Raw genomic sequence first — 12,868 nt, forward strand, 5'->3', positions numbered from 1 at the left:
TCTCATTATTGTTTAACCGATAGGACGTTTGCCAGCTTCAATGGTTTTTTGCCGCGCGCGTTTTCCTTGACCAAAGGCTTGGCTAATACGGTCAATGATAATCGCGACAATGACAATTGCCGTACCCGCCTGTAGTCCTTGACCGATATTGAGCGTCTGAATAGATTGCAAGACGTCTTCTCCCAGACCCGGCGCACCAATCATAGACGCCAGTACGACCATGGCAAGCGACATCATCACTGCCTGATTGATCCCCGCCATAATACTGGGCAACGCTTGTGGTAATTTGATCCAAATGAGTAGCTGAAAGTGGGTGCTACCGAACGAGCGCCCCGCTTCGATCATTTCGTGATTGACTTGCGTGATTCCCAATGTCGTCAAACGAATAAGCGGTGGCAAGGCATAAATAATCGTGGCAAATAATGCTGGCACTTTACCAATACCGAATAACATGAGCACGGGGATTAAATAGACAAAGCTTGGCATGGTTTGCATCACATCCAATATCGGCGTGACAATTTTTCGCAGCAGACGGCTACCCGACATAGCAATACCGATGGGAATCCCGATAACCACTGTTACCAAAACGGAGACGATCAATAACGCTAAAGTATCGATTAAAGCGCCCCACAGTCCAAACGCGCCGATTAAAAAAAGTCCTGCCCCGCAAGCAATGGCAAACCATACTTTGCGCACCCCGAACCATGCCAATACGGTCACCAGACCAATAATTAACCATGCTGGAATTACCGTTAATAGGCGCTCAATAGGCAACAACAAATAGGTCAAAGTGACGCTACTGATACTCCGAAACACATCACCATAATCTCTAACCACAGTCGCTAAGGCTTTATTAAGGGGCGTCTCAAGGGACCATGACGGAAAGCTGGAGGTTAGTGCTAGGAAGGCGTTACTTGAGGTGGCGTCATTCAATGGTGTATTGACACTGCTATTGCCTGTGCCATCGTTCGTTAAATTAATACCTAAATTGGCAGCAAGATTTTCAGCGACGTCTTTGGGTAGCCACGCTTGCCAAACGTTTGGATTGGCACGTAAAAACTCAAGCGCCTGTTCATCACCACTGCGCTTGCTTTCACTCATCTCTAAAATCGCACTGTTTAGTTGGTCCGGCGTGAACTGAACTTTTTCAAAGGCGCTTGCCAATTCAGGATTATTATCGATAAAAGGCGTCGATGCAGCAATTTTAAGCGGGGACACAGGAAAGCCAGAGACACAATCCAAGGTGCCATCAGCCAGCAATAAGTCTTGCCAACACTCATCCTTATGGGCAGGGAATGCTAGCGGTGCAAAGTCATATTTGGCGATGAGCCCCGTTGGCTGCCAATAGTAAAATAGTAGCGGTTTTTTTTGTTCAAATGCGGAGGCAATCTCAGCATCGAGTGCTGCACCCGTACCCGGATGGGCATTATTAAAAACAGCATCTAAGCCAGTATTTTTGAGCAGTCGGGTGTTAAAAATCTCACACGCCCAGCCTGACGGACAGTTCATAAACCGTGATTTACTAGGATCTTCTGGATCTTTGAATAGCTCTGCGTACTTAGGCAAATCCTGATAACGGCGCAGTCCCGGATTGTCATCCATGACGTATTGCGGCACGTACCAACCTTGGGTAGCACCGCCCTGCAGCGTATCGCCAATGACCGCAACTTTGTTGTCATTGATGGCCTGCTCCATAATCGGTGAGCGCCCAATCCATTGTTCGCCGATGATTTGGATATCGTTTTGCGACAATGCGGTCTCGAGTGCAGGTCCTGCCCCAGGTACTTCTTCGATCGTGCAGTCGTAACCACTCTCAGCAATATATTTGAGTATCCCAGTCGTAAACTGACCACTCTCCCAAGTAAGCGCGCCAAATTTGATCGGTGATGCGCAAGCGGCTGACGCTGAGACCGGTAGTAACAATACGCTCATACACAGTAAACTTAACGCAATCCATTGGCGCATGGGATGTCCTATATGTCGTTATTAAAATGAGTTATTTCGATGTCAAAGTTAGGTATCAATATCAAGTTATGAAGCACTTGGCTGATAGCGAATGTAGAATCAATCTTTATTTCTCATTAGAAATATAAACTTACCATAACTAACGTCTAGTAATATTAAGAAATGTAGCAACATATAAGAATAATTATAAATAACTATTGGCTAGGTTCAGCTTTTCTTTTATGTATAAAAAATATTATAAAGCCAGCAAAAATAAATACTATAATCATCAAAAAAAAATTTTGGACAAAAAAAATAGCACCTACTTGCGTAGATGCTATCGTTATTAAACAGGTAATCTCATCACACTTACTTCATCATAAATGCCATGGCTTTGTTAAATAACCCACCATATGGTGGCAATAGTAAATTCATACCGTTGAGCTTGTTTTGGACAAAGACCGGTTTCATGTGACTTAAACGCTCAAAGCCAGCTTTGCCATGGTACGCGCCTGTCCCTGAGTGCCCAACCCCACCAAATGGTAAGTCGTGCTGCACCACATGCAAGATAACTTCATTAATAGCCAAGCCGCCTGATACCGTGTTGTCACGAACTTTTTCTATGTCGCTGTTACGCTCCCCAAACACATAAAGCGCTAATGGACGCGGACGAGCATTGACGAAATCGATCGCATCATCGAGCGTATCATAGTGCATTAACGGCAGAATCGGTGCAAACAGCTCGTTTTGCATCACATCACTATCGGGTGCAGGCTCACTGATAATAACTGGTGGCATCAACCGCGTTTCGATATCATAGTCTGCGTCAGTTATCTTATGAATGTTTTCGCTAGAGACGCCATCTAGATAACCTTTGATACGCTTAAACTGCTCACCATTGATAATACGCGAGTAATCTGGGTTCTCGCTGATGTTCGGATAATGATTTTGCATCCACTCTTTTGCTAAGCCAATGAACGCTTCGTGATCTTTGCGCTGGATTAGGACATAGTCAGGGGCAATACAAGTTTGACCGGCATTCAGCGTTTTACCCATCATCACGCGATTGACAGCCGCTTCTAGATTGGCACCGTCCAATACGATAACGGGTGACTTACCACCAAGCTCCAACGTGACCGGGGTCAAATTAGGCGCAGCAGCAGCCATGACCTTTTTGCCTACTTCAGTAGAACCAGTATACAATAGATGATCGAAAGGCAGCTTACTGAAAGCGGCAGCGATCTCTACTTCACCCAGTACAACACAAACCATATCTGGCGAAAAGTAATGAGCGATGAGATCTGCAAACACTTGCGCGAACTGCGGTGCTGACTCACTCATCTTAACCATGATTCGATTGCCTGCTGTGAGCGCATCGATGATTGGCCCGACGGCTAAGAACAATGGATAGTTCCATGGCACCATGATACCAACCACACCTAACGGCTGCGGCTGAATCTCGTTATGAGCTGGCATGTATAATGCTGAAATAGAAGCGCGACGTGTTTTCATCCATTTTTTGCCATGCTTTTTGGCATGGCTGATACCCGTAAAACTGGGAACAAGCTCCGCAAATTGGGTTTCAGACTCGCTGCGATAGCCAAAATCTGCGCTAATCGCTTGAGCAAGGTTATGTTGGTTATCGCTAAGCATCATCTCTAAGTTGTCTAATTGAGTCTCCCGCGTCGCCCAATCATTTATTGGTTGAGCACGGCTCAATGCTTGCAATCTAGAGAACTGCGCTTGCATCTCATCGATAGTAGTCATAATACTAAGCGCTTTATCGGTACTGGTATGCGCCTGATTAGTGGTGTTCTGATTATTGTCTGTCATATATCTTCCTTGTCATAAGCGTTAGAGTCAGTACGCTGTATTTGATTGATAACTCTATATTTGTCTTTAAGCGCTAGCGGAAATAGCCGCACGCGCGCATATCATTATAAGAACTAACAAGATTCCATTCGTTGCTGTTTAATGTAGCGCATTGACTAAGCAATGAACAGTGTCTTTGATTGACTGCTGGGTTTGTATAAAATACGTGTCGGTCACAGGGACAATAGCTGCACTGAATCATCATTTAAAGGATATATCGCCTTTTATAGTCTCTTTAATTATATTCTCTTTAATTATAGTCTCTTTAATATTTAGGCTTTATGGTAGGTATCGATTAAAATTGTAGGTATCTATTAAAATTTGGGCGGCAATCACAAAAACTGCTACACTCAGCATTGGGGCGTGTTGAACTTTCGCCACCAGTCAAAATTCGCCAATACTTTACACCAGACAACAATAAGACAGTCACGCTTATGCAAAATGTCACGCAGCAGACTCACAATACCTCTCCTCACGACACCCTTCTTACAAAATCGCTGTCGGCCGCCGATTATGTCTCTACCCATGATGCTATGCTAGCGCGTACCTTGGAGCGTATCGCACTCAAAAAAGAGCAAGGCTTACGCACGCCTGATGAGCTATGGATTGTCGATCATAATGACGTTTACACGCTTGGGCAAGCAGGTAAAGAAGAGCATATCCTGCAACGAACTGACACCCCGATTATCAAGACGGATCGCGGTGGACAGGTGACCTGGCATGGTCATGGACAGCTGGTGGTATACTGGCTATTTGATCTGGACAGTATAGGCTGGAGTGTACGCAATCTTGTATCGCATGCAGAGCAAGCGATTGAGGACGTGGTAAATGACTGTCTACAGAACTCATCGTCATCTATCAGCGATAATATCAGCGCCCACGCTCGCCGTGATGCGCCCGGTGTTTATTTATATGCAGATACTGATACTGATACTGATACTGATACTGATACTGATACTGATACTGACAATGATGCGCAAGTCCAAAATACTTCTTTGGATGACAAAATCATGCTTGGCAAGATAGCCTCATTGGGTTTTAAGATTAAGCATGGTTTTAGCTATCATGGCATTGCACTCAATATCAATTGTGATTTATCGGCTTTTAACGCCATCAATCCTTGCGGCTACGCTGGCATGCAAATGCTACGCTTGGCTGATTTTTTGACCATACAAAAAGAGCCAGAGGCGCAAACAGCTCAGCACATGCATAATTCTTTGAGCTATGAGCAAGTGACCCAAAAGCTTATTGATAATATTGCCAAACGTCATGCTGGACTGATTGAGCTACGAGCAATTGCACCCAAGTGATTTTCTGAGGCCATTTTGCATAATCTTTTTTTGCATAATATCTTGCCCGCTTAGACTTAAGCATTATGAGAAAATTCAGACCAAACTTGCTATAATTGCATGCAGCACAAATCGGGCACAGTAATAATCTTACTGCTTGTCCAGCTCAATCCTTTGACTATCATTGATTATTCAAACACTTAAAACAAAAGAAAATTGGAGCATTTTATGGCAGATTTTAACAAAATTTTGGACGCCGGCGACGTAGATGGCGGCATTATCAACGTAGTAGTAGAAATCCCTGCTGGTAGCAGCCATAAAATTGAGTGGAATCGCGAATTGGCCGTATTTGAGCTTGATCGTATTGATCCACAGATTTTTGCTAAACCTTGTAACTATGGCTTTATCCCGCAAACGCTAGACGAAGATGGCGATGAGCTAGATGTGTTATTGCTTACTGAGCAGCCATTACCAACAGGTATTTTCTTAAAAGCCAAAGTAATCGGCGTCATGAAGTTTGTTGATGATGGCGAAGTGGATGACAAAATCGTTGTCGTACCTGCTGATGACCGTGACACAGGCAATGCTTACAACAGCCTAGCGGATCTACCAAAGCAGCTAATCAACCAGTTAGAGTACCACTTCAGCCATTACAAAGACCTGAAAAAACCAGGTAGCACAGTGGTTGAATCTTGGGATGATGTTGCAGAAGCTAAAGAAGTGATCAAAAAGTCTATTCAACGCTGGAAAGATCTATAATTTATCGAAGATTGGCAGAAGTGCTGATAAAGATAACTATTAAAATACCGCAGTCATTATTATGATTGCGGTATTTTTTTGCTTGAATCTTGCTGATAGAAAATGGTTATAATGAACCACCGTACGACCTATTCACACTCTCATGTTGTAATAAGGACAATCATGTTTAATCCTGATCCTAGCGCAAAACCAGTCAATACAAAGTTGCCAAAAGCGATCATCATGATGATTGAAAAAAACAATTTGGTGATGGCGATCAAAACATTGGCAGCCGATGAAAACATCAGTATGGATGAAGCAAAGAGTAGAATCGATGCTTATGAGACGGCATTAAAGGTAAAACAACAGCAGAAATTAAATACTATTGCCAATAAGCAAGGTATTCCTAATCAGGCGATCAGTTTTGATAGAGAGCAAGCAGAGGAAGAACCAGATCGTTTAATAAAAAACCGTGTGAAAACCACTCAAACAGATCAAGGATTCAAAAGCCTACAGCGAGGTGTCGACAGCCAGTTGAATGATTTGGGCTATAAAAAACCGCTTTTACCGTATTGGGCAAAGCGGTTGTTAATCATTATCTTCATCATGACAGGATTGTTCTGGATATTGTGGCAAGTATTTGGCTAAATAAAAAATATTGGATTGTCATACCTTCCATAGAATTTTGTATTAATGCATGGCAGCTGCTTAACTATTTTTCTTTATAAGCGGCACTTAGAGCAAGCCTTTATAAAGGAAATAAAACCCTACCACGGTTAATAAAATGGCAAAGCATTTCTTTAATAGTTGCGGTGATAGTATATGCGCGACTTTCGCGCCTACTTTTGCGGTAAAAAAGCTCATGATACTAATGCCTAAAAAGGCATAAATATGGACAAAGCCAATAGTGTTAGGCACATCAACTTGCTGCTGCATGCCAAAAATCATAAAGCCTAACGCACCAGCAATGGCAATCGGTAAACCACACGCTGCTGAGGTGCCGACGGCTTTTTGCATGACCACGCCATAACGCGTGAGATAAGGGACGGTTAAGCTGCCACCGCCGATACCAAAAATGGCAGAAGCGACACCGATAACTCCGCCTGCTGCTAATTGCTTAGGCTTAGACGGCAGTTCTGGATTAACATCATTAGAATGACTAGCGACCTGCTTTTTACCACCAAAAAACATCTTATAGGCGACCCAAAGCAAAAATACGCCAACAATAAGCTGGAGATATAGCCCAGATATTTGCCCTGCAATCCCCGCACCCAAAAAGCAACCAATCGCTAGACCTGGTGCGAGATTTTTAAAGACCGGCCACATGACCGCGCCCTTTTTATTATGCGCCATGAGCGAGCTAATAGAGGTGACAATAATGGTCGCTAATGATGTCCCTAACGCCAAATGCATGATATTGTCAGGACTGTAGCCCATTTGGGTAAAGACGATAAATAATAGTGGTACGATGATGGTGCCACCGCCCACGCCAAATAGCCCTGCAGCAAATCCTGCTAGCGCACCAATTATTAAAAAAATGAGTATTTCCACGGGATAGTTACTTCTCGGTTAAAGGATAGTTTTATAGTCGATGCTAAATAGAATGGATACGTTATCTGACAACGTAAAACTGATACAAATTTTTCTAGCTTGCTGTGCCTACGCCGACAGAGGCTACAAAAAATTCATTACAGTTTTACTGTATTTTCTTTATATTGAGCTGACTTTTATATTGAGCTGACTATAGTTAGATGACCATTAAATAATCAATGTCAGAAAGTCAGCTTAAGCAATTTCTATTTGACCCACTTGATGATAGGCACGATTAAAATACACCAAACTTTCATCAGTGCCACCTTGTGATACGGCTTGCTTGATGGCAACCACACGACACATAAACACGCTATGCGTGCCGACTTCTTGAATATCTTGAATTTCACAATCAAAACTGACCAGCGCATCCTCTAAAACAGGCGCACCTGTCGCTAATTGCGTCCAAACGCCCTGTTTAAATCGTTCTTCCGAACTTAATTTGGAGGCAAAGGCATTAGATATTGGCTCATGATGTGCGCCTAATACATTGACACTCAACGTTTTGTTTTCAAGGAAGTGGGCATGTGAGCGAGAGGTCTGATTCATACAAACCAACAAGGTAGGCGGTGTGTCTGTGACGCTACATACCGCAGATGCCGTAAACCCATGAATACCAGAGCTACCTTTTGTGGTAACCACATTAACGGCAGTCGTCAATAGCGACATGGCATCTCTAAAGTCGGTGGCTTCAATCATATCTTTACTCATCGCTGAACTCCTAAATTTGGCTATGACTTATTTCTAAATGGCATTAAGACTACTTGATGGCCTACCCACAGTATTTCAATCAAACCGAATAAACAAACTTGATTAGACCTATCCCACCTATTGATAAGTGCGAGCCAGTAACTAAGCGCTCAGCTCTTGACGAATGATTGCCGCGCCCTCACTCAACGCTTTTAACTTGCCTTGCGCTACTTGGCGAGGCAAAGGTGCCATGCCGCAGTTGGTCGAAGGATAGAGCTTGTCTGCATCGACGAATTGTAGAACTTTGCGTAGGGTATCTGCCACTTCTTCAGGGGTTTCAATAGTATTGGTTGCCACATCGATAGCACCGACCATTACTTTTTTACCGCGAATCAATTCAATCAAATCCATCGGCACGTGCGAGTTTTGGCACTCAAGCGAGACGATATCAATGCTTGACTGCTGCAATTTTGGAAACGCTTGCTCATATTGACGCCACTCTGAACCCAGTGTCTTTTTCCAATCATTATTGGCTTTGATACCATAGCCGTAGCAAATATGCACCGCTGTTTCGCACTTTAGACCTTCGATAGCGCGCTCTAACGTGGCGATACCCCAGTCATTGACGTCATCAAAGAACACATTAAACGCAGGCTCATCAAACTGGATAATATCCACGCCAGCCGCCTCAAGCTCTCTCGCCTCTTGATTCAGAATTTTGGCAAATTCCCAAGCCAATTTTTCACGGCTTTTATAATGACCATCATACAGTGTATCAATCATCGTCATAGGCCCTGGCAGCGCCCATTTGATTGGCTGATCGGTTTGCGCCCGTAAAAACTTAGCGTCGTCTACAAACACTGGCTTTTGACGGCTCACCGCCCCAACGACTGACGGCACACTGGCCTCATAACGATCACGAATCTTAACGGTTTTACGATTCTCAAAATCGACGCCATCCAAATGCTCAATAAAAGTAGTCACAAAATGCTGACGGGTCTGCTCGCCATCACTGAAGATATCAATCCCAGCATGCTGCTGTTCTTGCAATGTCAAACGTAAGGCATCTTGTTTGGCTTCAAGCAGTTGCTCCCCTTCTAATGCCCAAGGTGACCAAATTTTTTCAGGTTCTGCGAGCCAAGACGGTTTTGGTAAGCTACCCGCTGTCGATGTCGGTAATAATAGTTTCATAATTTTTAATCTTCTATAATGTTTATTTTTTTATTTTGGTGTCCAGTGAGGTTATGCTAGGGCGTGTCCTCATTTTAAAAATGAGGATAAAAGTGAGGTAAATGGCAGCCAAACAAGGAAAATAGCGCAGATAATATCGAGATATTACCTAGCTAGTTGACGATGTTTGGCAAGATTTAACCACTTTTAGCCCATTTAGATCGCTATCGGTTGAATTGAGGACACGCCCTAGGCAGCTTGTTTATCATCAGCGCGTTTTTGCACCGCTTCTTTTTGAAAAGTCTCGTTTGTCACCACATAGTTTGCCGCCCACTCATCAAGGATAGCTTGATACGGTGTGATGAATTCATCTTCCGTAAACTTACCTTGCGTCACTGCCATCTGACTGCGCTCTTCGCGGTCATAGACAATTTGCGTCAGTGAGTAATCTTGGTACTTTAAGCTTGGTTGATACACTTGAGCAGCGGTCGAGTTGGCATTGTAAATTTCAGGTCGATAAATCTTTTGAAAAGTCTCCATGGTACTGATGGCACTGATTAGCTCAAGGTCAGTGTAATCACCCAACAAGTCACCCGCGAAATAAAATGCTAAAGGCGCCACACTACCAGCAGGCATAAAATAGCGCACTGCTAAGCCCATTTTGGAAAAGTACTCATCAGTTAATGACCCCTTGTTCAGAGAGCCGCCATCTTGTCTGTATTCAGCCCCCAATACAGGATGCTGATTGCCAGTACGCTGATAGGTTTTACTGCTTGACACACTCAGACAAATCACTGGTTGTTTATCAAAGTTGGCTTGGTAGGCCTCTGAGTTCAATAAATGTTGAAACAGTTTGCCATGTAAATCGCCAAACTCTTCTGGCGGCGCGGATTTTGGATGGTTTACAAAGTGTTCTGGTAACACAATACTAAAGTCATAATCGCGCACATAAGAGGAGAAGCTATTGCCAATCATACCGTCAATACGCTTGTTTTCCTTATGATCCACAATCGTTGTTTTTAAGGTCTCAATGACTGGGAAGGTATGACCATTGCCTTCGATATCCAAGTCGGCAGAAATGATATCAACTTCAACAGAATAGCGGTCGGCGGTCGGATTATCCCAATGTGCTAGATCGTTAAAACGATTGTTTATCATGGTTAAAGTCTTGCGCAAATTCTCTTGACGACTCTCGCCACGTGCCAAATTTGCAAAATTCGTCGTCAGACGGGTGCTGTCTGCAGGTTGATAGTTTTCATCAAAACGAATGCTTGAGATGGAATATGTAAATTGTTTATTCATGGTAATCCCCTACCCTAATCTCATTAACTAAGATAAAAATGAATTTCTGTATGGGGTGAATCATACCTAAAACATTACATGAATAAAAACGATACTATTTAAATATAACATGAATAAAATTCATGTTAATAATTCTAGAAGCATGAAATAAATTTGGATAGCGGAGGTTTTGATGGCTTAATCAGTAAAAAATTAAGCCTATCAAATCATTTAAATATATCAACTACGAGTGTCTAAAACGTGACTTGATGTATGTGTAGAAGCGATTTAAATTGACTAGAGTAAAGAAATAAATATACTGAATTTAAAGCTCCATAAGCTGTAATAAAAAGCATGTGGCGACAAATAATGATTTTATCTCATCTTAATAGTAGGAAGCATCAACATAGAGATGCTAAAAAATACCCCTACTTTGTCTACTATTATTTTCAAGACATTAAAAAAGGATACCGCAGTATCCTTTTCATATTATTCAGAGCTAATAAAAGTTCTATTCTAGTGATGCTCACCAGGAAGAATTCTGGCAAAGGCACGCTGAGCAAGGTTTGGTTTTTTATCGGTAGTCAGTCCTGCACGGGTACTTGGGAAAATACGATAACCCATCGATTGAATACCAACGTTGATTGCTGGTGCTAACGAATAAGTCGCCGACGCAAATTTACCCATGTTGCTGGCAATACTATTTGGTTTATGAACAATCGCTTTTGCGACCATCATCGCCGCTTCATCCGGCATCAGCGCAGGCATGTAACGATATAGCTTGGTTGGCTCAATCATCGGTGTGCGTACCAATGGCATAAAGATATTGGTAATCGTGACATTATCGCCTTTCACTTCAGCAGCCAAGCAGCGACTAAAGGCATCCAGTGCCGATTTTGAGGCGACATAGGCGGCAAAACGCGGACTGTTTGCGAGTACGCCAATAGATGAGATATTAACAATTTGACCGGCTTGGCGTTCAATCATCGTCGGCAAAAATCCGAGAACTATTTTGACAGCGCCAAAGTAATTGATATCCATGGTACGCTCAAAATCATGGAAACGATCAATAGATTCGTGCACCGAACGTCGAATTGAACGACCAGCGTTATTGACCAATACATCAACATGACCAAAATCAGCCAAAATTTGCTCGCTGACTTTTTCAATCTCATCCATATTGGTCAAGTCACAAGGATAATAACTGGCCTTACCGCCAAGTTCCTCAATATTTTCTTTTACTATTTTTAACTTCTCTTCGGTACGTGCTAATAAAATGACATGAGCGCCGCATTCACTAAGCAAAAAGGCTGTACGTTCACCGATACCGCTTGAAGCACCAGTAATGATGATATATTTGTCTTTAACCGCTTTGCTAATTGCCTTTTTTGAGGGAGTAGCCATAAAAAATCCTTTTTGTTTATTATATTCCCAATAGTGTGCAGCTCTAGAATACCAAAATTACATTGTAATTACTCGAAAAAGTACCAGTAAAATTTGATAAAAATAATTTTGCGAATTACTAAAGCTTGTCCTCATTTTGAAAATGGTGATAAAAATGAGATAAATGGCAGCCAAACAAGGAAATTAGCGTAGATAATATCGAGATATCCATCAGCTATAGTCAGTGAAAATTAATATCGATACATCACGTACTGCTGACATCAATTTTGCTTGCTGTGCCTGCGCAGACAGAGGCTACAAAAAATTGATATCAGCAATACCGACGTGTTTTTAGGATACTTTGACTATGTTTAGCTATTTTTAACCCATTTAGGCGTTTTCGTTTAGATTGAGTACACTCCCCAGTAAAAGGGCTGCAAATTTAACATCCCATTTTTCCCAGCTTTTTGGCTATAATTGTTTTTGCAATTTACGCATCATAAGGAGAACACACCTTGGTAGAAATACTGGCTCATTATATTGATTTCATTGCCAAAATCGTTGAAGTCATTGGTGTCCTTATTATGTTCTTTGGGCTGCTTTATGCTTTTTATAGAGGCGTTCGTTCAACAGGTCGTTTCACCCATGGCACCTATGTCGAGATTAGACAGACGGTTGGCAAGTCCATTTTGTTAGGGCTTGAAGTGCTCATTGCTGCTGACATTATGGCTACAGTCGTTACAGAGCCTACGCTGCGTAGTGTTTTGGTACTGGGGTTTATTGTGCTCATTCGAACTTTTTTAAGCTTATCTTTACAAGTCGAGCTAGAAGGTCGCTTTCCTTGGCAACACCCCAAGTCTGTGCCTGAAAAGACATCAAAGACTGAGCATGCTGATGAGTTGTAATCAGTG

11 protein-coding genes are annotated in these 12,868 nt (G+C 42.6%); 4 read left to right on the forward strand and 7 right to left on the reverse strand.

Annotation, left to right across the window (positions count from 1 at the left end):
- Positions 1–12: 12 nt before the first annotated feature.
- Together AAEY72_RS02120 and AAEY72_RS02125 are read right to left on the reverse strand one after the other, a co-directional pair.
- Positions 13–1,965 carry a glycine betaine ABC transporter substrate-binding protein gene (locus tag AAEY72_RS02120; RefSeq protein WP_352309272.1) on the reverse strand — a complete coding sequence of 651 codons (1,953 nt, stop codon included), beginning with the start codon at positions 1,963–1,965 and terminating at the stop codon, positions 13–15.
- A 348-nt stretch (positions 1,966–2,313) separates the two neighbouring features.
- On the reverse strand, positions 2,314–3,777 hold the full coding sequence (locus tag AAEY72_RS02125; RefSeq protein ID WP_352309273.1) for a coniferyl aldehyde dehydrogenase: 1,464 nt from the start codon (positions 3,775–3,777) through the stop codon (positions 2,314–2,316).
- A 473-nt stretch (positions 3,778–4,250) separates the two neighbouring features.
- Here AAEY72_RS02125 and lipB point away from each other — a divergent pair, with 473 nt between their 5' ends.
- From lipB to AAEY72_RS02140, 3 genes are all read left to right on the forward strand, one after another.
- Positions 4,251–5,126, forward strand: coding sequence for a lipoyl(octanoyl) transferase LipB (gene lipB / locus AAEY72_RS02130; RefSeq protein ID WP_352309274.1), 876 nt, complete (start codon positions 4,251–4,253; stop codon positions 5,124–5,126).
- A 207-nt stretch (positions 5,127–5,333) separates the two neighbouring features.
- Complete coding sequence (locus tag AAEY72_RS02135; protein ID WP_110923013.1) at positions 5,334–5,864, forward strand: inorganic diphosphatase; 531 nt, start codon at positions 5,334–5,336, stop codon at positions 5,862–5,864.
- Positions 5,865–6,026: 162 nt separating this feature from the next.
- Positions 6,027–6,491: a hypothetical protein gene (locus AAEY72_RS02140; RefSeq protein ID WP_189581596.1), complete on the forward strand. Its 465-nt coding sequence runs from the start codon at positions 6,027–6,029 to the stop codon at positions 6,489–6,491.
- Positions 6,492–6,578: 87 nt separating this feature from the next.
- On the opposite strand, the gene AAEY72_RS02145 is transcribed toward AAEY72_RS02140, so the two are convergent.
- The 5 genes from AAEY72_RS02145 to AAEY72_RS02165 form a co-directional block, all read right to left on the reverse strand.
- The gene (locus AAEY72_RS02145; RefSeq protein ID WP_352309275.1) at positions 6,579–7,394 is read right to left on the reverse strand and encodes a sulfite exporter TauE/SafE family protein; all 816 of its coding nucleotides are present in this window, start codon (positions 7,392–7,394) and stop codon (positions 6,579–6,581) included.
- A 234-nt stretch (positions 7,395–7,628) separates the two neighbouring features.
- Positions 7,629–8,132, reverse strand: coding sequence for a flavin reductase (locus tag AAEY72_RS02150; RefSeq protein ID WP_352309378.1), 504 nt, complete (start codon positions 8,130–8,132; stop codon positions 7,629–7,631).
- A 153-nt stretch (positions 8,133–8,285) separates the two neighbouring features.
- Positions 8,286–9,314: a methionine synthase gene (locus AAEY72_RS02155; protein WP_352309276.1), complete on the reverse strand. Its 1,029-nt coding sequence runs from the start codon at positions 9,312–9,314 to the stop codon at positions 8,286–8,288.
- A 228-nt stretch (positions 9,315–9,542) separates the two neighbouring features.
- A complete protein-coding gene (locus AAEY72_RS02160; RefSeq protein ID WP_352309277.1) occupies positions 9,543–10,595 on the reverse strand; it encodes a DUF1852 domain-containing protein in 1,053 nt (350 codons plus the stop codon).
- A gap of 495 nt (positions 10,596–11,090) precedes the next feature.
- The gene (locus tag AAEY72_RS02165; protein WP_352309278.1) at positions 11,091–11,978 is read right to left on the reverse strand and encodes an SDR family NAD(P)-dependent oxidoreductase; all 888 of its coding nucleotides are present in this window, start codon (positions 11,976–11,978) and stop codon (positions 11,091–11,093) included.
- A 494-nt stretch (positions 11,979–12,472) separates the two neighbouring features.
- Between AAEY72_RS02165 and AAEY72_RS02170 the strand changes: the two genes are divergently transcribed.
- Positions 12,473–12,862 carry a DUF1622 domain-containing protein gene (locus AAEY72_RS02170; protein WP_352309279.1) on the forward strand — a complete coding sequence of 130 codons (390 nt, stop codon included), beginning with the start codon at positions 12,473–12,475 and terminating at the stop codon, positions 12,860–12,862.
- The last annotated feature ends 6 nt before the right edge of the window (positions 12,863–12,868 follow it).

Origin of the sequence: Psychrobacter sp. W2-37-MNA-CIBAN-0211 (assembly GCF_040309405.1) — a bacterium.
GTDB lineage: Bacteria > Pseudomonadota > Gammaproteobacteria > Pseudomonadales > Moraxellaceae > Psychrobacter > Psychrobacter glaciei.

Coding starts and splice junctions, on each gene's coding strand:
- AAEY72_RS02120 (WP_352309272.1), bottom strand. CDS start 1,965: ATGCGCCAATGGATTGCGTTAAGTTTACTGTGTATGAGCGTATTGTTA.
- AAEY72_RS02125 (WP_352309273.1), bottom strand. CDS start 3,777: ATGACAGACAATAATCAGAACACCACTAATCAGGCGCATACCAGTACC.
- lipB (WP_352309274.1), top strand. CDS start 4,251: ATGCAAAATGTCACGCAGCAGACTCACAATACCTCTCCTCACGACACC.
- AAEY72_RS02135 (WP_110923013.1), top strand. CDS start 5,334: ATGGCAGATTTTAACAAAATTTTGGACGCCGGCGACGTAGATGGCGGC.
- AAEY72_RS02140 (WP_189581596.1), top strand. CDS start 6,027: ATGTTTAATCCTGATCCTAGCGCAAAACCAGTCAATACAAAGTTGCCA.
- AAEY72_RS02150 (WP_352309378.1), bottom strand. CDS start 8,132: ATGATTGAAGCCACCGACTTTAGAGATGCCATGTCGCTATTGACGACT.
- AAEY72_RS02155 (WP_352309276.1), bottom strand. CDS start 9,314: ATGAAACTATTATTACCGACATCGACAGCGGGTAGCTTACCAAAACCG.
- AAEY72_RS02160 (WP_352309277.1), bottom strand. CDS start 10,595: ATGAATAAACAATTTACATATTCCATCTCAAGCATTCGTTTTGATGAA.
- AAEY72_RS02165 (WP_352309278.1), bottom strand. CDS start 11,978: ATGGCTACTCCCTCAAAAAAGGCAATTAGCAAAGCGGTTAAAGACAAA.